The following is a 25056-nucleotide window of genomic DNA, read 5'->3' on the forward strand; positions in this document are numbered from 1 at the left end:
TCAGCGAGCCTGGAGGCATGCCCAGAGACGACGCGGGGGACACGCCCCCGGAGCACACTGCTTACGACCATTGGGAGGTCGCCCACCCTCTGGGCGGAACCTCCCTCGACGGCGTACGGATGGCCGGGTTCCGGGACCTTATGGGCAGCGGGCTGGACATGCGGGTGCTGCCGCAGCCCGCCGTGATCGTCGTCATCGGGCTCGGAGCCGGCCCGGTCACCGTGGAGAGCGCCTCCGGGCACCGGCCACTGAGGGGTCTCGTCGCCTCCCTGTCGCCAGGTCCGGCCCGTATCCGCGGCGAGGGCGTCGAATGCGTCGAGGTGGCGTTGTCACCCCGGGCCGCCTACGCCCTGCTGGGCGTTTCCCCGCTCGAACTCGACGGCTCGATCACCGGACTCGACGATCTCTGGGGGCGGCACGCTCGGCTGCTGCGCGAGCAGTTGGCCGACACCGCATCCTGGCAGGAACGCCTCGAACTCACGGACGGATTCCTCAGACGGAGGGCCGCCGGAGCCCCGCCCATGGCTGCCGAGGTCGCCGCCACCTGGGACGCCATCGTGGCCGGCCGCGGCCGAGTGCGGGTCGGCGACCTGGCCGCGTCCTGCGGATGGAGCCGCAAGCGGCTCTGGGCCAGGTTCAGCGACCAGGTCGGCCTGACCCCCAAGCGCGCCGCCATGCTGGTCCGCTTCGACCACGCCGCTCGGGCGCTCCTCGCCGGCGAGCGCGCCGGCGACGTTGCCGTGGCGTGTGGATATGCCGACCAGCCCCATCTGCACCGCGACGTCCAAGCCCTCGCCGGGTGCACCCCCGGTGCACTGGCCGGCCTGACCGCGTCCACCGAGCCCTGACTGTCCGTATCCAGACCGATCGGTGATCGGTCGACCCGAAGGAAGGAAGCAAGACCTGTGATGAACACCGAAGTCCGAGCAGCCCAGACGGCGGCAGGCCGGGAGCTCGTCGTCCGGCTCGCGTTCGGGAGCATGGCCGCGCACACCCTGCGCGCGGCGGTCCGCCTGGAGGTCGTGGAACTGCTCGGCGACGGGCCCCGCACAGCTGCCGAGGTGGCCGTCGGAGCCGAAACCGCGCACCAGCCCATGACACGCCTGCTCCGTGCCCTGACCGCCCTCGGCATACTCACGGAAGACGCCCCCGACACGTTCTCGGTGACCCCGGCGGGCGCGCTCCTCGACCCCGGCCACCCCGACTCCCTCGCGTCGTTCGTCCGCATGTTCACCGATCCGGCGATCGTGCGCGCCTGGGAGCACCTGGAGAGCAGCGTCCGTACGGGAGAGATCGCGTTCGATTCCGTCTTCGGCACGGACTTCTTCAGCCATCTCGCCCGACACCCTGAGCTCTCCACGGACTTCAACGCGGCCATGAGCCAGGTCGCCTCCGAGACCGCCGCCGTCCTGCCGCGAGCGTTCGACTTCGGCCGGTTCGCCTCGGTCACGGACGTCGGTGGAGGCAGCGGCACCCTCCTGGCCGCCGTCCTCGAAGCGCACCCGGGTCTCGCCGGCGTGGTCTTCGATACTGCCGACGGCCTCGCAGAGGCTGCGAAGACACTGGCGCGGCACGGGCTGCAGGACCGCTGCTCCCTCAATGCCGGGGACTTCTTCCAGTCGGTCCCGCAAGGCTCGGACGTGTACCTCGTGAAGAGCATCCTGCACGACTGGACGGACGCCCAGGCGGTCACGATCCTGCGCCACTGCCGCCAGGTGCTGCCACCCGGTGGCGTAGTTCTGATCGTGGAGCCCGTGCTTCCCGAGGTCGCAGGTGCGGAGGACGAGGGCACCTACCTGAGCGACCTCAACATGATGGTGAACGTCGGCGGCAGGGAACGCACCCGCGCGGACTTCGAGGAGGTGTGCCGCCGGGCGGCCCTGCGCGTCACGTCGGTCACCCCGCTCGCCGAGGCCGCCCCGTACTCCCTGATCGAAGCCGTGGCCTGCTGACCACGGAGGACCGCGCGCCGAGCACCTGGTGAAAACGGCGCGCATGGCGAGGCTTCGGCCCGCAGAACGGGCTACTGCGGCCCCGGCCGGGGTGTCTGGCGCGGCACGAACTGGCCCCACCGGTAGGGAGCCTCCCGGGACCTGGGCGCAGTTCGCCGAGGCATCGGGTGAGCCGCGATGCCGTGCGTGTCCCGCCGGCCCTGCTTGTCAGCGGGCGGCTCTACCCCGCGGACATGACACCTCCCGGATCCAAGTACGCGTCGGCGACCCGCGCGATGTGGGAAAAAGAGGGGAGCCCCCCGCCGGACCTCCTACAGAAGGCTCCCGTCATGGGTGGGTGCGTACGGAGCCCGTCAGCCGATCGGCACCACTTGCTCGGCCTGCGGCCCCTTGGGGCCCTGGGTGACGTCGTACTCGACCTTCGCACCCTCGGCGAGTTCCTTGAAGCCGGTGGTCTGGATGGCGGAGAAGTGGACGAACACGTCCGGGCCGCCGTCGTCCTGCTGGATGAACCCGAAGCCCTTCTCCGAGTTGAACCACTTCACAATGCCTGTTGCCATCGGTGTCCCTATCGATACGCCACGCGGGCCGCGGTGCGCGACCGTCTCCCATCGTGCCCATCCGCCCTACGCACCACACGCATGACACGCACATCAAGATCGCCTGATGACCCAGTCGACGCCGAGGTCGGCGAGTGCGGCGCGCTGCGCCTGGTCGAGTCGGTTACGGCGTTGTTTCTGGCCGGCCGGCCACACTCCAACGCGATGGTTGTCCCCATCGTGGCTTCGTTCACGTCAACCGGTACTGGCTCACCTTCTGTGGTCCTGCCGCAGCGGTTGCCGGTGCTGGATAACGGCTCGCTGCGCACAGGACGATCCTCTACCTTGAACCGGAGCGGGATGGCGCGCATTCTCGCAGGCTGCGGTGCCGTGGCAGAGCGGCCCATTGCGATCGACGTGGGCGAGGTCCCGCTCACGGCGACTGACGGAGACGGGGCGGGCCTGCCCCTATCTGTCCGCGGGTTCAAATCCCGTCGGCACCGCAGCCGACCTGCAATTTCGTCCAGCGCACGCACTGCGATGTCGGTCCAGGTCCAGAGAAGTCGAGCCAGATCCCGTCAACCGACAGCGTTTGTTCGTTGGTTCCGGCGGCCTTCAGTGATCACTGGCCCTCTGGATGTTCACGGGAAACTGCGGCAGCACCTTGCTCGTCCCGCTCGTCGACCGGCTTCAGAGATCGGTCATGATCGTTCGACGGAAAAGCAGCCGCGCTGTCTTCGACAGAGGTGCCACCATGCGGTGTCATGGCAGATGACAACACCAGTACGTTTCAGGCGGGCCAGACGGGGCTCATCGTCCGGATCCCGGAGGCGGAGCCGGCCGTCCGCGGGTGGCGTGAACGGCTTGACCCCTCAGCCCAGGCCGGGGTTCCAGCCCACGTCACCGTGCTTTTCCCGTTTCTCGACGAGAGCCGAATAGATACGCTCGTCCACTCCGCTCTCGCGGACGTGCTGGGCGGCCACCAGGCCTTTGACCTGCGGTTCGCGAGGTGCGGACGGCTTCCGGAAGTGCTGTATCTCGTTCCCGAGCCTGACACGCAGTTGCGGCAGCTCACGGAGGCGATCGCCGCTCGTTGGCCTGAGGCTCCGCCGTACGGCGGCCGGTTCGTCGAGATCGTGCCGCACCTGACCGTCGCTCAAGGCCAGGAATCCGCCGTCCTGGAGGAGATCGAGGCCGGCGTCGCCGGCGGGCTCCCGTTCACGTCTCATGTCGCGTCGGTTGAACTGATGGTGTACGACGGGGTGAAGTGGCAAGAGAGGGCGTCGTTCGCACTCGGAGAATGAAGCAGGTCAGAGGCTTGGCTGGTCCGTTGCCTCTCGGGGCGGCGGACCAGCAGGGGGCTCCGGTCAGCCGGCCGCAGCGTGCTCGGCGCGTGCTCGGGTGCCGGCGAGGGGGTAGGAGTCGGTACCGGTCTCGATGATGGTGTCGTCGAAGGTGAGGTGGTCGACGATGGCCGCGCGGAGGCGGGGGTCGGTGAACGTCTGGTCCAGCCGCCGAACGACTCGTTGGAGGCGTTGGCGATGCTGTTCGTCTCCTCGCGCTCGGTGAGGACCTGGGCGAGGAGTGCGGCGCCGCGGCGCTCGAGATCCGGGTAGCCGAGTTCGTCGATGCGGAGGAGGTCGACGCGGCCGTAGCGGTCGATCGTCTTGGAGAGCTGCTTCTCGTCGGCGGCCTCGACAAGCTCGTTGGCCGGCTTCGTCGCCGGCACCGGTTCGTGGCGATGGGCTGTGGCTGCCGTGTGGGTGAGGCCGCCCGTGTGGCAGCCGCGGAACGGGGCAGCCGAACAGAATAGTTCTCCGCGAACGCAGGAACGGATTCAGGGTGTAGACCCGGAAGGATGCGTCGTGGGCAATTCTTTGCCGGCCCGGATCGAAGCAGCCGTCTCCAGGGGAAAGGTCGTCGTCTCGGCAGACGACGACGCGGTCGTGGCCCTCGTACAGGAGACCATCAAGAGCGGTAGAACCGCTTCCTTCTACCTCTCTCGAGAGCAGGCCCGCACCCTCCGGGACCTGCACTGGACGCCCGAGCTCGTCAAGAGCTCCCGACTGGAGCAGGTATCGGACGAGGAGAAAGCGCGGATCGAGTCCGAGCTGGGGATCGCGGACATCGGCGCCTTCCGGTTCGGCCGCTTCGCGTGCAAGAAGGGCCACGAGTTCGGCGCGTTCGACTTTCTGCAGCACGGAATCCGTGAGCACGGGCTGGATGCGGTGAAGATGATCTTCGAGTTGAAGAACGTGGCGTTCCTCCGTGTCAACCCGTACTTCGCCGTCAACTGCGCCACCTGCGACCAGCCGATGGAAGGCGGCATCACGTATGAGGGCGATACCTACGCCGGGTGCTCCTACCCGGACCCGCCGGTCTGCATGTAGTCGTGTAAGCGGCGCGCGCAGGTGCCTGAAGCAGCTCCGTGAATCGGCTCCCGGACCACAAGCTGATCATCCAGCCCCTTCCCTACCCGCCCGGCCAGGCGTTCTCCCTGATCTGGACGCCGGTGCCCAGCCGGTTCACGCCGGGGTCACAGTGGCGGGGTCGGCGTGCCATTCGAGTCCGCCGTGTTCGGGAGAGATGCGCGTCGGCCGGGCTCTGTGGACCGGGGTGCGGCGCCGGCCGCTTGGGGTGATGTCCGTCCGAGGGTGCGCCTGGGGGAGGGCAAGGATGAGTGGGCGGGTATCTGTGGGGGGATGGGTCGGCCGGACGCCGGCGGCCGAGGAGGTGGGAGCCGGTTGCGGTGCCTGCTCCGGAACCTGATTGGGGCCCGCGCCCGGGTACCAGGGCAATCCGAATCCCGCGGTGCAGTAGGGGATGTGGGATTCGATTGCCCTCTCCCACCGGCCGATCGTTGTGCTCCCGCCGCCTGCGAAGGGGTACGCGGACAGGTTGGTGCTGCAGGTGGAGCAGAGTTGGGAGGACCTGGGTGGTGTGGACGTCGCCACGTTCCGACCGGGCCGGCGCTTTTTCGTGCTGAGTCAGTTCACGGACGTGGAGGATACGGGCGTCACCGTGTGGCTCGACCGCCGGCACACCGACGACGAGGCCTCCCTCGCGGGGCTCGTCGAGGTCCTGGGCGTCCCGGGCGATTGCGTCCGCGATCTCACCTGGTGTCCGCATCCGGTGGTCCGGTTCATGGTGTCACCCGCGTCCGAAGACGGCCCGGGTGCATCACGGCGCCGGACGCGCTTCCTCCGGAAACTTGCCAGGCCAGGGGCCGGTCTGGCCGTCCCGTAGGAGAGGAGGCCGCCCCCGTATCGCTCACCACTTCCCTCGCCGGCCGGCATGCCCGAAGCCGTGTGCGACGACACCGCCACCTGGGCTGTCTGGAGGGGCGGTTTCAGGCGGGGTGGGTGCCGTCGGCCTGTGCTTTCTTGAACGCCTCCTCGCAGGTGGGAGTGCTGTTCAAGGCCAGCAGCGAGAGAAGCTCAGACGTGCCGGCTGCAGGGCCGACCACCTCCATGGGAGTCGGCGCGGAGCCTTCCGGTGCTCCGGCCATCTCCAGCTGAGCCATTCCGGTGCCTGTGTACAGCTCGGTCGGTGAAGGAGCCGCGGCTCACGGGGCGATCATGAACGTTCGGGCGGTCGGCTGACCACTTCCGTCGGCTGCCGCAGCTGCGGTGCCCCCGGACAGGACGATGGTCACTGCCAGGGCGGCTAACAGGGCAAGGCGCCGACGTATGAGCGGTGCGGTAGTGATGCTTCCCTCCAAAGGACGACCGGCGTGCGGATCTCGCCCAACAACCCAGCGATATCGAACATGTGAATCAATGGAGAAGGGTGTGGGCGCACATGGCGAGATGCCGCGAGCTGGTGGCCGCTCGACAACGGAGGGTTCGTGGCAGGTGCGCGCTGTGAGTGGCCGGGGCTGCCTCCAGAGCGGCGGGTCCGATGTGGCCCTCCGATCGGCGCACGGCACGGCGGTGCCGATGGTGTCGATGGTGGTGGGGGGCGGTGAGGATGACCGGCACGCGGTGTGTGGTCTGTTGGGGGGAAGCGGCGCGTCACACGGGCGCGGCTTCCCCGCCGCTTCTGTGTGCGGTCGCTAGGATCGTCGGCGCAGTGGAGTACCTGCCACGGCTGTGGCGGGGCGCCCCCAGCGGATGAGGTGGTGTGGTGGCCGTTCGGGACAGGAGCGAGGTCATCGGGCGCAATGGCCTGGTGGTACTGCACGTGGCAGTTGGCCATAAGGCGTCGGTCGAGATCCGTGAACCGCGCGACGTACTCACCCTCACCCGAAAGGTGAACGGGGTGTCCATCCAGGTGGTCGAGGATCCGAACTTCACCACGCTCAAGACCGCCCAGACTCTCCCGTGGGGAGCGATCCGAGCTCAGGGGCCCGAAGGCGTCGAGGTCCGTTACCGCATTCGTACCCGCGGGGATGTGACAGGGAATCCGGAATTCGACTGACCGTCGGGGTGAACTTTCCCTGAAACCGCCAGTGTCCTCGGGCAGGATGAAAGTGACCTTCGTACGGCTCTTGAGTCGCTTGCGTTCGAGCACGTTGATCTCCAGCCGTGAAACGTGGGAAGCGGCCGGTGCATCCGCGCCCGCGCCTGGGCCGGCCGCAGTGGGACGGGCCGCGTGCCGCGGGCAGGTCACCCGACCGGCAGCGTGAACATGGGCGGGAGGCTGCTCCTCAGGGCGGTGCGGGCTGCAGGCGCGCGGGGGTTGAGGAGTGTCCGGGCCCCGCGCACGTGGACCTCTCGTCGCCCTGCCACCGAGCCACGCGCGAAGTCCGCACCGCGTGCCGTGGGGCGGGCGGTGCAGGCCGGTCGGGGGACGCCACCGCGTGTGTCCGCCCCGGCCGTGGCCGCTGCCGGAAAGGGTCCGGCGGCCTCGGGTGTGCGTGGAGTCAGGCTCGCTGTGGTCCACGGCGTGGTGTCCGGGGCGCGGGCGGGTCGTCGGCGAAGAGTGAGAGGAGGCCCGCGATGTCGCGGCCCGCTTCGGCGGGGTGGCGGAACTGCGCCCCGGGGCTGATGTGGTAGCGGTTGCGGCGCCCGTGGCGTACCCGGGTGAGGTATCCCTCCTGCTCCAGGTCCGCGACGATCGCTTGGACGGTCCGCTCGGTGAGTACGCAGGTCTCGGCGACCTCCCGCAGGCGTACTTCGGGGTCGCGTGCGAGGGCGAGCAGGACGCGGGCGTGGCTGGTCAGGAACGTCCACGACCCGCCGGGAGGTCCTTCGTCGCTCATGTCTTCAGGATGCGCCCGTTTTGTATATACGTCCTGTTTTTCGTGTATTTCTTGACGTATGTCGGATGAGTGTCGACGATGCTGGTGGAAGCAGAAACGGCTCCCGAACGTGTGGGGAGGCAGTGATGACCGCGATCGTGCAGGACGAGCGCGTCGACATTCCGGAAGTCGCCGGCCTGGAGATCGGTGTGGCCCCAGGCCCGCGGCCGGGGACGGTCCGGGTAGCGGTGAGCGGCGAGATCGACTTCGACAATGCCATGTTCCTCCGCGAGGCCCTGCTGGCCGCCCTCTTCTCCCACCGGGCCACCCTCCTCGTGGACCTGGAGCGGGTGACCTTCTGCGACTGCGCCGGCCTCAACACCCTCCTGACCGCCCGCCACGCGGCCCTGCAGGCCGGACGCAGCCTGCACATCACAGCCGCCGGCCGCCGGGTCGAGCGGCTCCTGAACCTCACCGACACCCGCACCCTCCTCACCTGAACGCCTGTGCTCGAAAGCAGGTGATCCCCATGGCCGCGCCCGTCTCCCTCACCTGGGGTCGCGAAGTCCACCACGGCCTCCCCGAGCCCGCCGCCACACCTGTGCTGTCGGATCGGGCAGTCCGGTGGGTGGTGGGCACGCTGATGGCGACGACCCCGGCCGCGGCCACGGCCCGCGAGGCTCGCACATCGTGTCCGCCGGGGCCGCAGGAGCCGGCCTGCCTGACACCGTCCTCGCCGCCGCAGCACTCGACGCCTCCCGATGCCCAGGTCTCCGTGCGTGCGGCCGTCGTCCGCGCGGTGCGACCGCTCGCGGATGCTGTCGGGCGGGAGCGCCTCGCAGAGTTCGAGGAACTCGCGAGGCACTGCCCTTCGACCTCGATGACGTCGGCCCTACGGCGCCGACGTCATCGACCGACCGGCGGAGCGGGCTCGGACCGCGGTCGCAGGTTCAGGGGGTGTTGGCGGTGAAGGAGTGGCGAACCGCGCAGTACCAGTTGGCGGGGCCTGTGGGGCATCCGGGTTCGTTGACGTCGGCGGAGAGCGCGTATTCCCAGCCTGCTGCGCCGGCGAACGCGGGGTACTTGGTGGCGAGGGTGCGCAGGGTCGTCTGGAGGGTGGGCATGGGGACGTAGCCCGCGCAGTTGAGGTCGGAATTGGTGATGGCGGCGGCGACGACCTTGGATGCGGGGAAGTTGTTCTGGATGATCGCGTCGTAGTCGCTGGTGTCGGTGAGGCTGCCGTTGTCGCAGTAGAACTGGGCGTTGTACCAGTTGATCTTGGTGCCGACATTGTTCTCGAGGGTGCGGTAGTCGAGCTGCGGCAGATTGCCGCCGTTGTCGTTCGCCAGGCTGTTGGGAGAGGGCGCGAGGGTGATCAGGAAGCTCGGTCCGAAGTCGGTGCGCAGCTGGTTGATCAGCCGTTCCGCAGTGGCCTCGGTGAGGGGTTCTTCGACGTCGAGGTCGATGCCGTCCAGCTTGTAGGTCCTCAGCGCGTCGCGGATGGGCGGGTAGTACATGCCGAAGTTCTGGTCGAGTCGGGTGTAGGTGCCTGGCGCGGCGCCTCCGAGGAGCGCGGTGGCCTTGAGGCCCTTGGCCTGGAGTGCGGCGACGTCGCGCCACATGGGGGAGTACTTGGCTGCGGAGGGGGCGTCGCTGTTGAGGGTGAGGATGGGGTACTGCGCGGGATCGTTGAGGTGGAACGCGGCGACCTCGACCACGTCGGCCTGCCCTGCGAGAGGGGCGGGGGAGACATAGGGCTGGCCGGGGTCGCCTGTCGTGGTGCCGGTCTGGTAGAACGCGACCACGTGGCGGGTTGCCGACGGGGCCGGAGTCAGCGGCAGGCTGCCCTGCGTGATGGTGTGGCCGGTGCCGACGGTGTTGTTGTTCCCGGCGATGAGATCCCGGCCGGCGATGTTGTTGTTGTCGCCCTTGTTCACGATCAGGACGGAACCGCTGGGGCCCGGGTCGTCTGCTGCCCCTGCTCTGGCGGAGCCGATACCCAGGAGTACAAGTGCTGCCAGTCCAGCCGCAGCACGTCGCCCGATCCGCTTCATCGCTACCAAACCCTTCGGCGAAGATGTTCTCGATCCGGGAGATTCTGTTCGCAGCGGGTGCGCAGGAGCTGCACGACGCGCGTTCGCTCACTTCCGTGCCGGAAAACCGCCGATAGGAGGCCTAATAAGCCGTTCATCACCACACCGTCACGCGGGCTTCGCTCCTGCTTCCCGAGGTCCGTTCGCGGCCCCTGCGGTAAGAGGGGCGAGGTCAGCTTCGGGTCCGGGGGCCGGCGTCGGCGGTGCACTGCCGATACATCGGTGAGTGGGTGGCGACGAAGCACCGGTGAGGCCTGGGGGTGCACCGGGCCGAGCGGGAGACGCTGCTGGGATACGCGGCCGGCCGCCCGAACGCGAACCTCGCTTTCGAGCGGGCCGGCCGATAAGCCCCCTTGGGCAGGAAACGGCGGCACCCGTACCTGGGCACCCTCCCCGGCCCCCACTTCTCTGTGCGGAGCTGACTGGTTTCTTGGCGCGGAAGGCGTGTGTCAGGAGCTGGCGCCACTGACGCCAGGGGCGACGAAGCGCCGGTGCAGGGGGTGGAAACTCGGCTCGGGGTCGCTTTGCACGCCCAGTTCGCCCTTGAGTACGGGGGCGATCCTGGCCTCGATGAACCGGTTGAAGTGGTCTTCCGACTCCCAGATGTCCATCACGTTGAGGCCGCCCCGGACGAACCAGGCGGCGTGCAGCACGCACCCGTCCGGTGTGTCCTCTTCCCAGCGGACCTTCTGGCGCACCGCGTCGTACACCTCGGGTGTGATCTCGGGCCAGGAAAAGGTCACCACGACTGCCATGGGGGTGTCCTCTCGACCGCCTGGACGCGCCGCGGCCGGACGGCACACGGGATCGCACTGCGAAGCTAAGCCGCCGGTATCGCCGGTGCACTCCAGCGCGTCCATCCGAGAAGGGCCAGGTGTGCTCTCGGCACCGTGGGCGCGATCAAGCTCCAGCTCCTCATCCTCGGCCGCCGCGCGGTGCCTACCTGGGTACGGGGCCGATCGTCCCGCACCGCAGAAGGGACGGACGCCCCCACTTTCGAGGTCAGGAGGAGGACAACGCCGAACGCCGGCGGGTCCGTGCCGGGGTCGAGCACACCCTCGCCCGCATGAAGAACTGGAAGATCCTGCGCGACTGCCGTCGGAAAGGAGACGCCCGCCACCACACCGTCCAGGCCGTCGCCACCATGCACAACCTCGCCATGACACGGTGTAACAGCAGGTCAGACCCACTCAGGCCTGCCCGAGACCGGCCTTCTGCAACACCCTTCAGGAGGCGAACAGGGCGGCTGGGACGCGAGCCCGCCCCGCTGCCAGAGCGGGGACGCAGCCCAGCAGGGTCAGGTAGGCCCACCACTGCCAGGCCGCGCCGTCGAAGGAGTAGGCGATGACGGCCGGGATGATCGGCAGGATGGGGACGGGTGCCAGGTGCCACAGAATCCGGCCGCCGGGAAGTCGCCGGGCCAGGGCATCGCCGATCAAGGCCGTCGGAGTGGCGAACAGCACGGCCTGGACCACTCCCAGGACGGCGCTGAGGAAGGCGAGCCACACCAGCGAGTACAGCCAGTCGCTGCGCTCGATGGGTAGCCCCTCGGTGACCAGGGACAGTGCGATCAGTACGATGCCGATGGCCGCGTACTGGGCTGTTGTGGCGTACCCCGCGACGTACAGGGTCCGCCTGCCCGTCATCTTCCGCACCATGTGCATGCCCCCTGCTCGCTCCGGGGTGCCGGACGATCTTGAAATTGAACACGTTCAACTGTTTGCCACACTACACCCCGCCCAGACGCGGCGTCCGGGCTGGGTCGAGACGCGCTCGACGAGGTGGCCCGCACCGACGGCGGCACCGGCCCCCGGCATGCCCTGCCCGCCGGCACCGAGCCCTTGGCCGGCATTGAGCAACTGGCATGCGAAGCGCCCGACCCAGTCCGGGCGTGGACTCCTCGGCCTCGGGGCCCGGGTGGCCGAGTCCACCGCCCGCGCCGAAGCCCTCCGGCAGGAGGCTCGACTCCTGGCCCTCACCGGAGCTGCCCCGGACACCGTCGCCCGCACGCTCGACGAAGCCCGTCACGTCCTCGACCGGACAGGACCCACCCGCCGCTCCGGCCGGCTGCACCGGACCCCTGTGCGCCGGCTACATCGAGGAGAGGCTGATGGCCCGGGCCGCCATCAGCCACCGCGAGGCCGGACAGCCCGCCCGCGCGGTCGCTCTCCTTCAGGAGCACCTCGCCCACGGCGTGTTCGCGTCCAGGGACCGGGCAGGAAGCCGGTCACCCGCTCGATGACCTCGGCCTGCCACGCCTGCGTCTGCGGGTCCGCGTACCGGGGATCGTCGTGGGCGGCGAAGCCGTGCTGTCCGCCGTCCAGCGCCACCAGCTCGGCGGGCCCACCGAAGACGGGCAGGTAGCGGCGGGAGGACTCCACCGGCACGAAGGTGTCCTTCATCCTGCATCACGCGTCCCGTGCCACGGGGTGCCAGCGGTGCCCGAAGAACAGGGTCTGGAATGGCTGCGTGATCTCCAGCCGGTGCCGGTGCCGGTGCCGGTATCGCCCTCGCCTACAAGCTGGAGACTGCCCTGGCCGGCTGGTTCGGGGACAACGCCGCCACCATCACCGTGCTGACCGCCCGGGCCAGGATCACCCTCTGCCACGCAACGACCGGCACGGGACCGCAGAGCAGCTCCCGTCGGGGAGGCGTTGTTGGGATCGAGGTTGATACGGCTGCTTACCGAGGACGAACCGAGCTCCCTGGACAGGGTGAACGACCGGGACCAGTGCCGTACCGGTCCCGGTCGGGCCGGTCAGGCTACGGCGGCCAGAACCGTGTCGATCAGCTGCCGCTGGTCTTCGGTGAGGTACGGGTCCTGTAACTCCACCAGCTTGCTGTCGACGCGGATGACGTAGCTGAAGCCGTCCGGAACGGGGTCCTGCCCCGCAGGGGCCTCACCACTGAGCGCGCGCTCAGCCAGCCGCTCCAGATCGATCCTGTCGCTGCGGCACTCTGTTTCGAGAGAAGCGGTTTGTTCCCCGCCCGCAAACCCGCCGGTGCGTGTGACGGTGATCAGCATGGTGAAACCTCCTTGAACAGAACACCACCTTGTCGGGCGTTCGGCCAGGGGCCCGGAGGCGGTGCATGGCTGTGGTCAGCCTTCGCCTGCCCGCAAAAGCCGCGTACGCACCTCTGCGCGTACTTCCAGCGCAAGATGTCCGAAACACGGCCCCCGCCAGGTGAGATGGCTTCTGGCCAGGCCTGCCGGGCTCGGCTCCTCTTCGCGGTGTCCGACACCCTGCTGGTCCTCTTGGCCGGCCGTGGGTGCACGGTGACCGGCTCGCCGCAGGTGCCGGTCGCGGTGTTCCCCGGTTCAGTTCTGGTGCCACTCCGGGTAGGTGAACTCGTCCGCCGGGCTCGCGGGGGACGAGTAGCCGTTCGAGAGGACGGTGACGTTGATGGTCGCGGGCTTGCCGACGCCGATGGTTACCGAGGGTGCCTTGACGAGCAGTTGCTGGGGGGCGTACTCGACGAGCTCGGCGAGGTGGTCCCCGAAGTAGACCTGGGCGTCCGAGCCGAAGTAGAGGCCGTTGACCTGGACTTGGTCGCCGGCCCGGCCGCTGTCCGGGCTGATGCCGGTGACGACCACGGAGGCGGGGCCGCCGTAGGCGAACTGGCCGCGCGGGACGGCCGGGGAGGTGCCCAGATTGTTGGTGACCCGGATGTCGACCACGCCGACGCCGTCGGGCGCCCACGCGATCATCACGTCGTCGCGGATGATGTACTGCTTGGAGACCGGCACCGTGCCGAAGTCGACCATGACGCCCTGGCCGAACCCGCTGCCGACGACCTCGACCGGGGCGCCGACCGTGCCGACGGGATCCACGACGCTCACCACCGGACCCGACGGCACGTCAGGCGCGCCCAGGAGGTACAGATAGGTGGAGTTGGCGTGCTGGAAGGCCACCTGGCCCATGAAGTCCTGGAGCGACTGCTTCACCACGTTCGGGTCGACGGGGTCGTAGCCAGTGTTCAGCGCATCGTCTTTGCCCGGCTGGGCGTAAACGTTGGGGCCGGGGAGGGCGGCGAGCGTCGACATGATGGCTTTGACGTCGTCGTCCTGCGCCGGGCCCGGGCTGGGGTACCACTGCTTGGTCTCCTCGAAGTTGTTCCAGGCCTGCGGCACCATGTCGTAGATGTTGTAGTGGCGCTCGTTCGCCTGCCAGACCAGGGAGTCGACGTAGGCGGCGAAGTCCGCTCCGCCGGCGGTGGGGGCAGCGAACGTGTGCAGCTCGAAGTTCGGCTTACCGCTGGGCCAGGTGAGCGTCTGGAGGTAGGGGGCGACCATGGTCGCGATGCAACCGCCCAGGCTGTGGCCGGTCACGTAGACCGTCGGGTTCGGTTGCGCCCGGCCCAGGGCGGTGGTGAGCGCCTGCCCCAGGGTGACACCGGCCGTGCTCATGGTGACGACCTCGGTGAACGCCTTCATCGCCCCCTTGGAGACCGAGACCGGGGACGGCATACCGACGAGGCTGAACGGGACCACCGTGCCGACGTCGAGGTCCTCCATCAGATCGGTCACGCTGCCGACGGTGCCGCGGATCACCACGGCGAACGAGTTGGAGTCGTCGGTGTTCCTGGCGAGGTAGGCCATGTTGGCGTTGCCCGGACTCACCCCGAGCCAGGAGAGGACCCAGGTCCCCTGGGTGGCGAGTGAGGTGTCGGCCAGTTGCTGGTTGATGCCGAGGATGATCCGGGTGCTCTGTTCCGCGAGGGTCTCGCCCGACGGGCGCGGGGTGGCGGCGGTCGCCGCGATCGCGGAGAGCGTCATGGTCACCTGCGGGACGGTCGGCTGGTTCGATTCGGTCGCCATGCTCGCTCCTCCGTGGTCGCCCGATCCGGCCGGAGCAGGTTCGCGTCCAACCTACTTTTCGCCGGGGGATCCCTACGGGAGGCGGGTCCCGGGTTCACGCGATCAGGCCAGCGGCCGGTAGAGAGAGGCGTGCGCGAGAGGTGTGCCGCCTTGCCGGACAGCTCGTCCAGCTCGTCCCAGACCCGTCAGGGAAGGGAACGGACTGCGCTTCGAGGGAGGCCTTGATGGCACCCCGGTCGCGACGGTCGAGGTGTTCGGCCCAGCCACCAACACCTGGGCCAAGCTGCCGCCGCTCCAGGTCGCTCGCCAAGCCCACGGCGGCGCGGCCGCGCCCTGCCCCGGCGACCTGAAAGTTCACGGCACCTGCGTGTACGCCATCAGCGGTACCGGCGTCGCCAGCTCTCCCCTCGGTGGAGGTGTACGGCCCTGCCCCGGCCAATGGCAGTACGCGGCCGACACCCCGCCCCCCGCCGACTTCGGCACAGCGGCGGCCTCCTGCCCCGAGGACATGAGCAACGGCTGCGTCTACACCGTGGGCGGCACCACCGCTGCCGTCGACCCCCTGTCGGGAACACCGTCGAGGCCTACACCCCGGCCACGAACGCCTGGGTGACTCTGCCCCCGCTCCCCACGGCGCGCTTCGCCCTGGGAGCGGCCACGGCGCAACGCCCCAAGAACAAGCCCAGCGACTGCGTCTACGCCCTCGGTGGCGTCACCGTGACCGAAACCTTGGCGATCGCCGAGGCCTTCGCGATCGAAGGCAGCCACTCCGAGCCCAAGCCGAAGCTCGACCCCAAGCACGACGCCAAACCCGAGAAGAAGCCGAACCTGGGGGCCGGCCCACAGCTGGACCTGACACCGTGAGTCTGTTCCTGCGCTGGGCGCCGCCCAGCGCGGGAACCAGCGCGTCAGGCCGGCCGCCCTTATCCCCGGCGACGCCCCGGGCCGGGTGCGGCGAAGGCCGACGCCTGATCACCCCCGGTACGCATCCAAGGGCCGTCCCGTAAAAACGATCTCCGCCGCAGGGGCAGGACTGAGGACATGGCGGGCGATGGCGGGCGACCACGCGTCGCTTGGCCTCGACCCCTCGCAGGACACGAGCCGGGTCGTGCAGCGCGACGCGCAGGTCGATCGTGGGATGGATTCATCCATATGTGGGTGCAGGCAGGGGCTGTTGCCCCCGGCCCGACGTATGCCTGTGGGGAAGATCATTCGGCTGAAGCCCCGCGGAGCCCTCCGCCGCGAGGCGATTCCCCTTCCCGGCCCACACCTTGACCGCCCGGCCCACACCTTGACCACCCTGCCCAGCACTCCCGCCGGTCGGGGCGCGGCCCCGACCAGGCTCTCCCCCAGGCTGGCGGGGCCCTTTCTGCTCCTCGGGCTGTGGACGACTCCCGCACCGCACGGTGCCGGCCGCCGCCCGGCATCGGCAAAAGCCCGGACGTGGTCAGCCTCCGCTGGGAGACTGGCGGCCGTACGGCACGGCGGAGGACCCGCGTGGGCACAGGGCGGGCGCCGGCCGAAGGGGGAGGGCGTCCATGCTGGAAGCCGCACTGTCCGCACTGGCCATGACGGGGGCCACCACGATCGTGGCTGCGATGGCCACCGACGCCTGGCAGAACACCCGGGCGGGCACGCACCGCGTGTTCCGCCGGGCCGGTGCCACCGAGGCCGAGGGGGCAGCCCTGCTCACCCTGCTCGACGCGGACGCGGAGCTCGTGGACGGTGCCGCGGCGGACGAGGACGCGGGCGCCGTGCGCGCGGACCTGGCACCGTCCTGGAACCGGCGGCTGACAGCGCTGCTGCGGGACCACCCCGAGGCCGCGGCAGATCTGCGGGAGCTGCTCGCGTCCGCTCCCGGCGCGGGCAACTCCACCAGCTGGGTGCAGAACGTCAGGGTCAGCGGGCACGGCCACGCCTACCCCGTGCAGGGCGGCAACATCGTCATCCACAACACCGGCCCGGAATCGGAATCGGAACCGGAGGCGCCGGCGCAGACACCGGCGGACCGGGAGCGGGAGGGCCGCTCTTCATGACCCTGCCGCCGTATCCACCGGACGAGCCAGATGAGCCGGAGGAGCCGGACGGGGTGCAGAACATCGTGGTGGAGAGCGGATTCGCCTACGGAGTGATCGGCGCGGACCTGCACGTCTTCCGGGATCAGGGACCTCTCTACCTGCTTACCGTCCACGGACAGCGACCGCCCGTGGACCCTGTTGACCTGCGGAAGCAGCCCAGCAGGATGCTGACTGCCGCTCACCGCATCGTCACCTTCACCGGCCGCGGGGAAGAGCGGCGCGCGCTCACCGCGTGGCGAGAGGACCCCGAGCAGCCCGGCCTGGCCGTGAAGTGGCTGCACGGGCCCGGCGGCCAGGGCAAGACACGGCTCGCGGACGAGCTCGCCGAACAGAGCATCGCCGAAGGATGGAAGGTGGTTCACGCCCGCCACGGCGCAGGGTCGGTCCATCCTCCGCCGGGCAGCCAGGACCTGCGACTGCGCTTCGCGCGGGGCCTGCTCGTCGTCGTCGACTACGCCGACCGCTGGCCGGCCTCCCACCTCACCTGGTTCCTCAGCAACGCCCTGCTCCACCAGAGCGTGCCGACGCGCGTTCTGATGCTGGCACGCTCGCTGCGCCCCTGGGATCCGGTCCAGGCCGCCCTGGCCACGCCCCCGATCCGCGCCGGCACCTCGGTGACGGCACTGCTCCCTGTCTCCGCGACGGCCGGATCCGCCGAGCGCACGCACATGTTCACCGTCGCCCGCGACTGCTTCGGTGCCCGGTACGCCGTACCGCCGGCCGAGCTGGCGGCGATCGAACCCCCACGATCCCTCGCCCACTCGGACTTCGGCCTCGTCCTCGCCCTCCACATGGCCGCCCTGGTCGCCGTCGACGCACACTGTCGCAAGATCGTCCCGCCGGAGGGGCTGGCGGACCTCTCCGCGTATCTGCTGGGTCGGGAACGGCTGCACTGGAGCGGGCTGTGCGAGAGCGGGGTCCTGGGCTTCCGCACTCCCGTCGACGTGATGGCACGCACGGTCTTCGGCGCCGCCCTCGCCGGCCCCCTGCCGCGCCGCGAGGGCAAGGCGATCCTGGGTGTCCTGGACCTGGAAGGGCACCCGGACCGGCTCCTCGACGACCACGCCGTCTGCTACCCCGCCCAAGACGCGCGCAACGTCCTCGAGCCCCTGTACCCCGACCGGCTGTGCGAGGACTTCCTCGCCCTCATGCTGCCCGGCCACAGCATCGCCCATGTCGCCGCAGACTCCTGGTCGGACGAGGCGGTGCAGCAGCTCCTCCGCCGCGCCGCCGACGGCTCGCCTCCCGCCCACCTGCCGCGCGCGGTCACCTTCCTCGCCTCCGCCGCCGCGCCGGGGCGCTGGCGGCACGTCACCCACTGCTTGGCGCAGGCTTTCCTGGCCGACCCGCGGCTCGCTCTCGACGCCGGTGGCGCCGCTCTGTCCGCGGTCGCCGACGCGATGGACGAACCGGTACTGAGTGCCATCGATGAGGTGCTGCCGCCCGACCGGCACGTGGACCTGGACGTGGCCGTGGCCGCCGTCGTCGCCCGGCTGGTGGACCTGCGGCTGGCCGAACACCCGGACCCGGCGACCACCGCGGCCCTGCACGCCAAGCTCGGCTACCGAACGCTCCACAGCGGTGAGTACGAGACGTCGGCGGCCGCCTACGCCACATGCGTGCGGATCCGCCGGGAACTGGCCGAGTCCGACCCGCAGATGCCGGGAGCCCTCGCCAAGGCCCTCAACAACTTCGGCAATGCCCTCTCGCATCTCGGCCGCTCCGAGGAGGCTCTGGCCGCGTACACGGAGGCGGTGCAGATCCGTCGTCCGCTCGTCCCACAGGAACCCGGCGAGCACTGGCGACTGTTCGCCACCGAGCTGCAGAACCTCGGCAGCACGCTGTCGGAATGCGGCCGCCACCAGGAGGGCCACGAAGCCATCGCCGAGGCCGTGGGCATCCGCCGGGCGCTGGCCGCTGCCAACAGCGAGCTCTTCGGAGCCGATCTGGCCGGCCCGCTCACCAACCTCGGCGACACGCTCGCGCGTATCGGCCGCCAGCAGGAGGCGCTTCAGGCACACCTGGAAGCGGTGTCCATCAACCGTGGCTCTGCGGCGGCCGACCCCGCAGCCCACGAGCCGGACCTCGCCGGCGCCCTGCTCAACCTCAGCGGGCTCCAGCTGGAGATCGGTCTGTACGAGGAGGGGTGCATGACCGCCGAGGAAGCCGTCACGATCATGCGCAGACTGGCTCACGCCAACCCTGCGGTCTTCGAACCCGAGCTCGCCGGGGCCCTGACCAACCTCCGCATCTGCCTGTCCGAGCTGGGGTCGATGCACCGGGCCCGGGAGGCTTGCACGGAGGCTGTGGCAATCCACCGGCGGTTGGCCCCGGCCTTGCCCGACCGGTTCGAACCGCAGTTGGCGGCGGGACTGGTGAATCTGGCCTTCCACCTGCACCACGACGGGCAGCATGTACAGGCAGCCCGCGCGGGACAGGACGCCCGCTCTCTGTACCAGGCGATGCGGGCCCGCAGCGTCCCCTTCCCCGCCGCCGACTACGCGGGCTGCCTCGAAAGCCTCAGCACCTGCCTCTACGCGGCCGGCGATCGGGCAGCCGCGGTGGCGCCCGCGGCCGACGCCGTTCGGGAACGCAGAGGCCTCGCCGCGAGCGGCTCCACCGTCGAGCAGGCCGAACTCGCCGACACCCTGAAAAGGTACGGCGACTGGCTCGGCGCCGCGGACCGGGGCCACGAAGCGCTGGCGGCCTACGAGGAAGCCGTCACACTCCATCACCGGGTGGCGGCAAGCGGGCCCGCACAGCTCACCCATCGGACAGGGCACGCGAAGCTGCTTCGCAGCTACGGCCTGCGGCTGTCGATCGAAGGACTTCACCGGGAGGCCTATTCCGCCACCACCGACGCCGTCAGCGCCTTCCGGGGCATCGAGCGGCACAGCCCGGGCCACGGGACCGGCGAACTCGTGCTGTCGCTACGCCAGCTGGGTCTGATCCTGCTGTGGCCCCAGGAACCCGGACCGACCGAGGTACCGCTCAGGACGCGGCACCGGCGACGACAGGGCCTCGAAGCCTCCGCCGAAGCGGTGTCGATCCGACGCCGACAGGCCGAGGCCGACCCCGACCGGTTCCGCCCCGAACTCACGACAGAGCTGATCTCCTTCGCCCAACTGCGCATGGCCGCCGGGATCAAGCAGAAGGACGCCCTGGAGGCCATGTCCGAAGCGATCCAGATCCTCCAACAGTTGGCCCGCAGCGATCCCGCGGCGTACGGAGGCCGGCTCGCGGAAGCGGTAGCCGCAGGAAAGTCCTGGCAGACGAGCTGACCACCTGGCCCTCAAGAGGAGCGGCACAACACGTGTCCCGCAGCGTGCGTGGCCTCAGAAGTTGAGCCAGGTCCCAGTCGGCGCCCCCGTGGCTGCTGCCGGCGGCCCCGCGCATGCGGAAGATCGGCGAGAGCGACGCAGCGGAAACGTCCACCGGCCCCGCCAGTACCACCGCGGGCTCCAACGCGTCTGGACAGCCACGCGCCCAGCGGGAAGCCTCACGGGGGTGGCTTCTTGGGGGACGGTCAGGTGCTCGCGGTAGACGCGGGCGCGCGCAACCTCTTTCGAAGGCGCGCTCGGCATCGAGGCTGAATCCGCGCAGCCGCTTCGACGGTCCGGGCCCAGCCGCCTGCGGGGTGTCGGTGGCGGGACGGTGGGGGAGGAGGTCGCCCAGGGGCCGGGGCCGGTGGGGCGCCCGGACCGTCCGCAATGCCTTCTGCGTGGTGGGTGCGAGGCCGGTAACGGACCACCTTCACCACCTTCACCAGCTTCGCGAACCGGTCCATCTGCAATCCTGTGAACGCCTCCAGCCCACCGGCTCAGCCCTCAGTACCCCTCCACACAGGCGAAATACCCAGTACTGAGCCGTATGCAACACCCTGAGATCCGTGCACGGGCCCGGGGCCCCGCCCTCGGCCGGGATCCGGCGACGTGGCCTGACGAGTCGGCAGGATCACGACTCCGTATCTGATTGGGAAACGGAAGGGGAGAGTCCCTTTTGTGCGTTCAGGAGCCGGTAGCGTACGCGCGTTCGATCATGCACACGTCCCCAAGGAACCCTCCATGGCCACGCCTCCCGCGCCGCAGACCCCCGAGCAGCCCGCCGATCCCGGTCCGTTCGACGCCCCCGTCGCGCCGTCCGAGCCCGCGAAGAAGAAGGGCGGTCTGGGGAGGAAGATCCTCGGCATCGTCGTGGCGATCGCGGTCGTACTGTTCTGGCGCCTGGGCCTTCCCTACCTGACGGGCGAGGCCCCGGTGCACGCGGAGGCCGGCGACTGTGTCGTCGTCACCGGCCCGGAGAACGCCCCCAAGGTCGAGAGCAAGGGCTGCACCGAGAAGGTGGCCGACCTTTACAAGGTCGTCAAGGTCGTCGACAACACCTTCGACATCGCCAAGTGCGAGGGCGTGGCCGAGGTCGCTCTCGCGCAGCAGTTCGACGCGGACAAGTTCGTCCTCTGCATGGAGCCTGTCAAGAACTGACGCCCCACATACGGCCGCAGGGGCCGGACCCGCCGGGTCCGGCCCCTGCGGCGTCCGTGCGGGCCGTCAGCCGGTGCCCGTGCAGCGAGCCCGGCGGCGTGAGTTCGCCTCCGGACAGGCGCGTCGCCCCGCCGCCACGGTCGCCGACAGATGCTCCGGGTCGCCCGTGCCCGGGATGGTCAGGACGTGCGGGTTCCGGTGCCTGGAGGACGAGCCGGCGAATCGCGGCGGCCCTGCCGGGCTGCGGAGGAACGCCGAGGTGGACTTGGAGGCCGACCGGGTCAATCGGTTGCCCGGGTTGTCGGGCCGGCGACGGCGCGACTCGGACGGCGCTGCGGGTCCGCGCCCCGGAACCTCGGCAGGTGTCGGAGTACTGCCCGGGTGGGCCGCGATCGCCGCCCGCCGGGGGCGTTGCGAGATGCTGCGCGGCCGGCCTTGCCGAGCCCCTCGGGGTGATGGCGCGGTCGGTGCCCTCGCACCGGCCTTCCGCTGTGGCGCCGCCATCTCCTCGGGCCCTGCGTTGCCACGGTGCCGGACTCCGGATGCGTCGCGCCTTCCCCTTGTCGGCCGCGTGCGGGGGATGTCAGGGTGTTCACTGGGCGACCGTTCCGCGTGGAGGCCTGGTGGACGCCCGGATGCAGCTCAAGAAGCAGACCCGCCCGGTGGAACCCGATGACGTGACCGAGGCGGCGTAGCCCCGTCATGCCCGACCCCCTCCTGCCCCTGCCGCCGGCCCTGGATCAGCTCCTGGTGATACGCCGCCGGCTGGAGCTCACCCTCGCTCGCGTCGACGAGAAGATCAGCCTCGTCCGCGCGGCCGACGAGGAGCGGGCCCGACCGCGTCCACACCGGTGCCTGCCCCATCACCAGCCGCGGTCGGGCGGCCACTTGGGAGTCGGTTCTGGAGGTGCTGCGGACCGTGCCGTCGGTCATCGCTTGCCCGCTGTGCCGGCCTGACAGCGAGCCGGGCCTCCTCGACAGCTGATCAGGACCAGCTCGGACTGGCGGGAGTTGTTGCCAGGGCCCGGTGTCCGCCCTGCTGCCGGTCGAGGTGCAGCCATGCCAGTCAGTCGGCACGGGCCGCGCGAGCCGCTGCTCATCGCTGCGTGCGGCGGGTCAGGCGGGTGCCGGCGAGGTGGAGCACATCGTCGTTGGGGACCCGGGGCGACCTGTCGAGATTGACGGCGTGGCTGCGCAGCATCGAGACCAGGTGCCGGCCGACTGACGGGGCTTCGGTCGAAAACGCTTTGCCGGGTGGGTGGTGCCGCGGTCGGTACGGTGATTGGTCCTGCGGTCGGTTCGGTGGGCCGTCGGTCGCCAGGGGGCGCCGGGCGCGGGTGTCGCTCCCCGCTCACCGCACCGCGTAGATCATATTGTTTGTCGTTCGGGCGGCTTCCGTCCGAACGTACGAGACGGGGAGTTCAACCATGCGCATTCACCGGAGCCGTGCCGCGGCCCTTGCCACCGCCGTCGGGTTCGTCCTGGCACTGACCGGCTGCGGGGGCGGCGGGAGCGGCGGCACGGACGGGGAGCTCAAGGCGCCAGCGGCCGGCACGGGTACGCCGGCGGCTTCCGGCACCCCGGCCACTTCCGGTACGGCGTCGGCGACTCCGACGGCGGCCGGTCCGAGCGGCACCGGCGATCCGGCGGGCGCCACCGGCCCGACGCCGACGGGCCCCGACGGCAAGGGGAAGGCGACGGGCGGTACCGACGCGACCACCGAGGACGCATACGCCTACACCCACCCCTGTTCCGCCAGGAACCTCACCGTCAAGGTCACCTCGCCGCAGGGCTTCCCGGCGACCGTCCGGGTCGTCACGGTGACCAACAACGGTTCCACCACGTGCGGCCTCGACTTCCACCCCGCCGTCGGCTTCAGCGCCAAGGGCTCCGCCCTCGGCATCCAGGCCACGCCGCCCGAGGGTCTGGGCGGCGCGCCGGCGCACCCGGTGCGGCCCGGGGCGACCACGTACGCGGCGGTGGACCTCAACCCCTCGGGCGGCGGCGGTCCCGTGGCCGACGAGATCAACATCCTGGCCGACCCGAGCCACATGCCGAACGCCGACGGCGTCAGCCTGCCGCTCTCCACCACGGGTACCGTCGCCAAGCCGAGGGTCGGGCTCTACCACTTCACCGCGCGCGACTCGTTCGACACCCTCTGACCGGGCGCGGCGCGGCCGCCCCGCAGGTCAGGTTGTGTCCGGCGGGGCCGCGTCCAGGGCGTCGGCGAGGGCGGCGCGGGTGGCCGGAAGGGCGATCCGGTTCGGGCCGAGGCGTTCCTCCTCGTCGGCCGGCAGGTCGGTGATTGTCCGGCCGGTGTGGTGGGGTGGCCCCGCCGTGACGGATCAGGGCGTCGCCCGGCGCAAGGACATGGCGAAGGCGCAGGTGGTGACGGTGAGGACGACGATCGGCGGTATGGGTAGGAGCAGGACGGATATCGCCAAGCCCACCAGTGAGGCGACGAGGGGGATCCATCCGAAGGCGGTGCGCCGTTCGACCAGTGCCGGGGCGTGCCGGACGGCGGTGAGGGCGAGGAGCCCGCACGCGATGACGAACAGGGCCATGACGAGGCTCATGCCCTGGACGATGTCGAGGGTGCTGCGTTCCAGACCGAGCAGGGTCATGCTCGACTCCCGCATGGCTGCCGAGGAGGCTTGCTGCTGAGGGTTGGGGTCGCCCAGCGCCGTCGCGGCCGCAAGGGCGAGGTGGCCCGTGCCCAGAAGGAGGAAGCCGCCGGCCCCGACTCTGAAGGGTCGCAGCGGCTTGGGCTGGGGATTGCGCTCGAGGACGGGTGTGACGGTAGCGCTCACCGTGGCTCCTTGAAGTCGAACAAGGTCGCCCTCTACATCGGTAGAGGACATTGCCCGCACTCTACACATGTAGAGGCGTAATGGTGGGGGCGACCTCAGCTCGCAAACGGCCGGCACCCACCGGCCATCGGCGAGCCGGAGCATCAACTGCGTGGCTTCATCCACTTCTTTCGGTTCTGGTCCAACTTCTATGGTGTGGGCACCCCCTGTGACCGTCGATCTTGCTGACCCGTGCCGCAAGGTCGTCTGGAAACCACCGGTGCCGACCGCGTTCGGCTGATGGTTCTGGGCTGTGCGTGAGGTATTGCTCGGGCGGGCGGCGGACATTCGTCGAGCAGGTTGTGAGCATGACCCGGCGGTTCGGACGACGGACCGAACAAAATGCGGTCGGTGCTGGGCGAGCCGCCGGTGCTGCGAAAAGGGGGATCTCCAAAAGGAGCCGCCCGGTGGCGTCCTCATCGAGCCTACCGACCACGGCCTCGGACGCTCCTGAGGCGGCCTGACCAGCGAGATCCACCTCGCCGTCGAGCAAGGGCAGAAGCCTTTGTCGGTGGTGATCACCGCCGGGCAGCGGGGCGACTCTCCGCAGTTCGAGCCGGTTCTGGAAGCGATTTCAGTGCACAGAGCAGGGCTCGGCAGGCCTCGCAAGCGACCGGACCGTGTGCGGGCCGACAAGGCGTACGACTCACGCAGTAACCGCTCCTCCCTGCGCAGCGCGGAATCAAGGCCACGATCCCCGTGTCTGCGGACCGGGTCCGCCGTGGCTCACGCGGCGGGCGTCCGCCGAAGTTCGACCGAGACGACTACAAACAGCGGCACGCTGTCGAGTGCGGGATCAACCGCCTCAAGCGCCACCGGGCCGTCGCCACCAGGTACGACAGGCTCGCCGTCCGCTACGAAGCAAGCGTGCTGATTGCAGCATTCACGAATGTCTCTGACCTCCGTGAATGCTGCGGCGGCACCAACTGTCGAGCAGTCCCGTGCCCCCATGGGGATCAGCGTTCAGGTTCGGACATTCACAGGCGTGGTCGAAGCCACGTGCGTGCATCCATCCATCGCTGACCTGTGCAGACGGGCGGCGAGCCAAGACCTGCCCCTGCTC

Annotated in this window: 24 protein-coding genes, 1 tRNA gene and 5 pseudogenes; 18 read left to right on the forward strand and 12 right to left on the reverse strand. The window is 70.0% G+C overall.

Annotated features, from left to right (window positions below):
- Positions 1-17 precede the first annotated feature (17 nt).
- Together AB8A24_RS18770 and AB8A24_RS18775 are read left to right on the forward strand one after the other, a co-directional pair.
- Entirely contained in the window at positions 18-848 is an 831-nt protein-coding gene (locus AB8A24_RS18770) for a helix-turn-helix transcriptional regulator (protein WP_328965381.1), read from the forward strand.
- Between the two features lie 57 nt (positions 849-905).
- Complete coding sequence (locus AB8A24_RS18775) at positions 906-1952, forward strand: methyltransferase (RefSeq protein ID WP_328965382.1); 1047 nt, start codon at positions 906-908, stop codon at positions 1950-1952.
- A 353-nt stretch (positions 1953-2305) separates the two neighbouring features.
- On the opposite strand, the gene AB8A24_RS18780 is transcribed toward AB8A24_RS18775, so the two are convergent.
- Positions 2306-2512, reverse strand: a complete 207-nt coding sequence (locus tag AB8A24_RS18780; RefSeq protein ID WP_081524690.1) for a cold-shock protein — start codon at positions 2510-2512, stop codon at positions 2306-2308.
- Between the two features lie 363 nt (positions 2513-2875).
- Here AB8A24_RS18780 and AB8A24_RS18785 point away from each other — a divergent pair.
- Positions 2876-2994, forward strand: a tRNA-Arg gene (locus AB8A24_RS18785).
- 261 nt (positions 2995-3255) lie between these two features.
- Entirely contained in the window at positions 3256-3795 is a 540-nt protein-coding gene (locus AB8A24_RS18790; RefSeq protein ID WP_328965383.1) for a 2'-5' RNA ligase family protein, read from the forward strand.
- A 63-nt stretch (positions 3796-3858) separates the two neighbouring features.
- On the opposite strand, the pseudogene AB8A24_RS18795 reads toward AB8A24_RS18790, so the two are convergent.
- Positions 3859-4214, reverse strand: a pseudogene (locus AB8A24_RS18795) (ATP-binding protein); the annotation flags it as partial.
- 142 nt (positions 4215-4356) lie between these two features.
- Between AB8A24_RS18795 and AB8A24_RS18800 the strand changes: the two are divergent.
- Both AB8A24_RS18800 and AB8A24_RS18805 read left to right on the forward strand, forming a co-directional pair.
- Positions 4357-4881: a hypothetical protein gene (locus tag AB8A24_RS18800; RefSeq protein ID WP_369476737.1), complete on the forward strand. Its 525-nt coding sequence runs from the start codon at positions 4357-4359 to the stop codon at positions 4879-4881.
- Positions 4882-5389: 508 nt separating this feature from the next.
- Complete coding sequence (locus tag AB8A24_RS18805; protein ID WP_369476738.1) at positions 5390-5737, forward strand: hypothetical protein; 348 nt, start codon at positions 5390-5392, stop codon at positions 5735-5737.
- Positions 5738-5840: 103 nt separating this feature from the next.
- Here the strand turns inward: AB8A24_RS18805 and AB8A24_RS18810 are convergent, their stop codons facing one another.
- Positions 5841-6014: a hypothetical protein gene (locus tag AB8A24_RS18810; RefSeq protein WP_328965386.1), complete on the reverse strand. Its 174-nt coding sequence runs from the start codon at positions 6012-6014 to the stop codon at positions 5841-5843.
- A gap of 602 nt (positions 6015-6616) precedes the next feature.
- On the opposite strand from AB8A24_RS18810, the gene AB8A24_RS18815 reads away from it, so the two are divergent.
- Positions 6617-6910, forward strand: coding sequence for a hypothetical protein (locus AB8A24_RS18815; RefSeq protein WP_369476739.1), 294 nt, complete (start codon positions 6617-6619; stop codon positions 6908-6910).
- 445 nt (positions 6911-7355) lie between these two features.
- On the opposite strand, the gene AB8A24_RS18820 is transcribed toward AB8A24_RS18815, so the two are convergent.
- Complete coding sequence (locus AB8A24_RS18820; protein ID WP_328965388.1) at positions 7356-7694, reverse strand: helix-turn-helix domain-containing protein; 339 nt, start codon at positions 7692-7694, stop codon at positions 7356-7358.
- 125 nt (positions 7695-7819) lie between these two features.
- On the opposite strand from AB8A24_RS18820, the gene AB8A24_RS18825 reads away from it, so the two are divergent.
- Positions 7820-8173, forward strand: coding sequence for an STAS domain-containing protein (locus AB8A24_RS18825; RefSeq protein ID WP_369476740.1), 354 nt, complete (start codon positions 7820-7822; stop codon positions 8171-8173).
- Positions 8174-8623: 450 nt separating this feature from the next.
- On the opposite strand, the gene AB8A24_RS18830 is transcribed toward AB8A24_RS18825, so the two are convergent.
- The gene (locus tag AB8A24_RS18830) at positions 8624-9610 is read right to left on the reverse strand and encodes a glycosyl hydrolase family 18 protein (RefSeq protein ID WP_328965390.1); all 987 of its coding nucleotides are present in this window, start codon (positions 9608-9610) and stop codon (positions 8624-8626) included.
- 605 nt (positions 9611-10215) lie between these two features.
- Positions 10216-10521, reverse strand: coding sequence for a hypothetical protein (locus AB8A24_RS18835; protein WP_369476741.1), 306 nt, complete (start codon positions 10519-10521; stop codon positions 10216-10218).
- Positions 10522-10700: 179 nt separating this feature from the next.
- Between AB8A24_RS18835 and AB8A24_RS18840 the strand changes: the two are divergent.
- Positions 10701-10931, forward strand: a pseudogene (locus AB8A24_RS18840) (transposase); the annotation flags it as partial.
- Positions 10932-10992: 61 nt separating this feature from the next.
- Here the strand turns inward: AB8A24_RS18840 and AB8A24_RS18845 are convergent.
- The 4 genes from AB8A24_RS18845 to AB8A24_RS18860 all read right to left on the reverse strand — a co-directional run bounded on the left by AB8A24_RS18845 (position 10993) and on the right by AB8A24_RS18860 (position 14585).
- On the reverse strand, positions 10993-11412 hold the full coding sequence (locus tag AB8A24_RS18845; RefSeq protein WP_369476742.1) for a hypothetical protein: 420 nt from the start codon (positions 11410-11412) through the stop codon (positions 10993-10995).
- Positions 11413-11892: 480 nt separating this feature from the next.
- Positions 11893-12168 carry a hypothetical protein gene (locus AB8A24_RS18850; RefSeq protein WP_369476743.1) on the reverse strand — a complete coding sequence of 92 codons (276 nt, stop codon included), beginning with the start codon at positions 12166-12168 and terminating at the stop codon, positions 11893-11895.
- 356 nt (positions 12169-12524) lie between these two features.
- Positions 12525-12791 (reverse strand): protealysin inhibitor emfourin, encoded by a 267-nt coding sequence (locus AB8A24_RS18855; RefSeq protein WP_328965393.1) that lies wholly within the window; start codon positions 12789-12791, stop codon positions 12525-12527.
- 294 nt (positions 12792-13085) lie between these two features.
- On the reverse strand, positions 13086-14585 hold the full coding sequence (locus AB8A24_RS18860) for an IPT/TIG domain-containing protein (RefSeq protein ID WP_328965394.1): 1500 nt from the start codon (positions 14583-14585) through the stop codon (positions 13086-13088).
- A 142-nt stretch (positions 14586-14727) separates the two neighbouring features.
- Here AB8A24_RS18860 and AB8A24_RS18865 point away from each other — a divergent pair, with 142 nt between their 5' ends.
- A complete protein-coding gene (locus AB8A24_RS18865; RefSeq protein ID WP_369476744.1) occupies positions 14728-15198 on the forward strand; it encodes a hypothetical protein in 471 nt (156 codons plus the stop codon).
- Positions 15195-15449, forward strand: coding sequence for a hypothetical protein (locus AB8A24_RS18870; protein ID WP_369476745.1), 255 nt, complete (start codon positions 15195-15197; stop codon positions 15447-15449). The genes AB8A24_RS18865 and AB8A24_RS18870 overlap by 4 nt, the downstream gene beginning before the upstream one ends.
- Positions 15450-15609: 160 nt before the next feature.
- Here AB8A24_RS18870 and AB8A24_RS18875 read toward each other — a convergent pair.
- A pseudogene (locus AB8A24_RS18875) lies at positions 15610-15729 on the reverse strand (DUF6221 family protein); the annotation flags it as partial.
- Between the two features lie 394 nt (positions 15730-16123).
- On the opposite strand from AB8A24_RS18875, the gene AB8A24_RS18880 reads away from it, so the two are divergent.
- The 5 genes and pseudogenes from AB8A24_RS18880 (at position 16124) to AB8A24_RS18900 (ending at position 23306) form a co-directional block, all read left to right on the forward strand.
- Positions 16124-16621, forward strand: a complete 498-nt coding sequence (locus tag AB8A24_RS18880; RefSeq protein ID WP_369476746.1) for a hypothetical protein — start codon at positions 16124-16126, stop codon at positions 16619-16621.
- Positions 16618-19944, forward strand: coding sequence for a tetratricopeptide repeat protein (locus AB8A24_RS18885; protein WP_369476747.1), 3327 nt, complete (start codon positions 16618-16620; stop codon positions 19942-19944). The genes AB8A24_RS18880 and AB8A24_RS18885 overlap by 4 nt, the downstream gene beginning before the upstream one ends.
- Before the next feature lie 783 nt (positions 19945-20727).
- A complete protein-coding gene (locus AB8A24_RS18890) occupies positions 20728-21144 on the forward strand; it encodes a hypothetical protein (RefSeq protein ID WP_328965398.1) in 417 nt (138 codons plus the stop codon).
- 832 nt (positions 21145-21976) lie between these two features.
- Positions 21977-22129 (forward strand): annotated as a pseudogene (locus AB8A24_RS18895) (DUF6233 domain-containing protein); the annotation flags it as partial.
- A gap of 442 nt (positions 22130-22571) precedes the next feature.
- Positions 22572-23306 carry a DUF4232 domain-containing protein gene (locus tag AB8A24_RS18900; protein WP_369476748.1) on the forward strand — a complete coding sequence of 245 codons (735 nt, stop codon included), beginning with the start codon at positions 22572-22574 and terminating at the stop codon, positions 23304-23306.
- 183 nt (positions 23307-23489) lie between these two features.
- On the opposite strand, the gene AB8A24_RS18905 is transcribed toward AB8A24_RS18900, so the two are convergent.
- A complete protein-coding gene (locus tag AB8A24_RS18905; protein ID WP_369476749.1) occupies positions 23490-23954 on the reverse strand; it encodes a hypothetical protein in 465 nt (154 codons plus the stop codon).
- A gap of 553 nt (positions 23955-24507) precedes the next feature.
- Between AB8A24_RS18905 and AB8A24_RS18910 the strand changes: the two are divergent.
- Together AB8A24_RS18910 and AB8A24_RS18915 are read left to right on the forward strand one after the other, a co-directional pair.
- Positions 24508-24696, forward strand: a pseudogene (locus AB8A24_RS18910) (IS5/IS1182 family transposase); the annotation flags it as partial.
- Positions 24693-25016 carry a hypothetical protein gene (locus AB8A24_RS18915; RefSeq protein ID WP_369476750.1) on the forward strand — a complete coding sequence of 108 codons (324 nt, stop codon included), beginning with the start codon at positions 24693-24695 and terminating at the stop codon, positions 25014-25016. The pseudogene AB8A24_RS18910 and the gene AB8A24_RS18915, both read left to right, overlap by 4 nt.
- Positions 25017-25056 lie beyond the last annotated feature (40 nt).

The sequence above is a fragment of the Streptomyces sp. BF23-19 genome (genome assembly GCF_041106355.1).
Taxonomy (GTDB): Bacteria; Actinomycetota; Actinomycetes; order Streptomycetales; family Streptomycetaceae; genus Streptomyces; species Streptomyces virginiae_A.

Bases quoted from the DNA above. Each gene is read 5' to 3' on its own strand.
- AB8A24_RS18900 (WP_369476748.1), top strand. From the start codon at position 22,572: ATGCGCATTCACCGGAGCCGTGCCGCGGCCCTTGCCACCGCCGTCGGG.
- AB8A24_RS18825 (WP_369476740.1), top strand. From the start codon at position 7,820: ATGACCGCGATCGTGCAGGACGAGCGCGTCGACATTCCGGAAGTCGCC.
- AB8A24_RS18850 (WP_369476743.1), bottom strand. From the start codon at position 12,168: ATGAAGGACACCTTCGTGCCGGTGGAGTCCTCCCGCCGCTACCTGCCC.
- AB8A24_RS18810 (WP_328965386.1), bottom strand. From the start codon at position 6,014: ATGGCTCAGCTGGAGATGGCCGGAGCACCGGAAGGCTCCGCGCCGACT.
- AB8A24_RS18835 (WP_369476741.1), bottom strand. From the start codon at position 10,521: ATGGCAGTCGTGGTGACCTTTTCCTGGCCCGAGATCACACCCGAGGTG.
- AB8A24_RS18790 (WP_328965383.1), top strand. From the start codon at position 3,256: ATGGCAGATGACAACACCAGTACGTTTCAGGCGGGCCAGACGGGGCTC.
- AB8A24_RS18890 (WP_328965398.1), top strand. From the start codon at position 20,728: ATGGCCACGCCTCCCGCGCCGCAGACCCCCGAGCAGCCCGCCGATCCC.
- AB8A24_RS18820 (WP_328965388.1), bottom strand. From the start codon at position 7,694: ATGAGCGACGAAGGACCTCCCGGCGGGTCGTGGACGTTCCTGACCAGC.
- AB8A24_RS18845 (WP_369476742.1), bottom strand. From the start codon at position 11,412: ATGACGGGCAGGCGGACCCTGTACGTCGCGGGGTACGCCACAACAGCC.
- AB8A24_RS18885 (WP_369476747.1), top strand. From the start codon at position 16,618: ATGACCCTGCCGCCGTATCCACCGGACGAGCCAGATGAGCCGGAGGAG.
- AB8A24_RS18860 (WP_328965394.1), bottom strand. From the start codon at position 14,585: ATGGCGACCGAATCGAACCAGCCGACCGTCCCGCAGGTGACCATGACG.
- AB8A24_RS18880 (WP_369476746.1), top strand. From the start codon at position 16,124: ATGCTGGAAGCCGCACTGTCCGCACTGGCCATGACGGGGGCCACCACG.
- AB8A24_RS18780 (WP_081524690.1), bottom strand. From the start codon at position 2,512: ATGGCAACAGGCATTGTGAAGTGGTTCAACTCGGAGAAGGGCTTCGGG.
- AB8A24_RS18770 (WP_328965381.1), top strand. From the start codon at position 18: ATGCCCAGAGACGACGCGGGGGACACGCCCCCGGAGCACACTGCTTAC.
- AB8A24_RS18855 (WP_328965393.1), bottom strand. From the start codon at position 12,791: ATGCTGATCACCGTCACACGCACCGGCGGGTTTGCGGGCGGGGAACAA.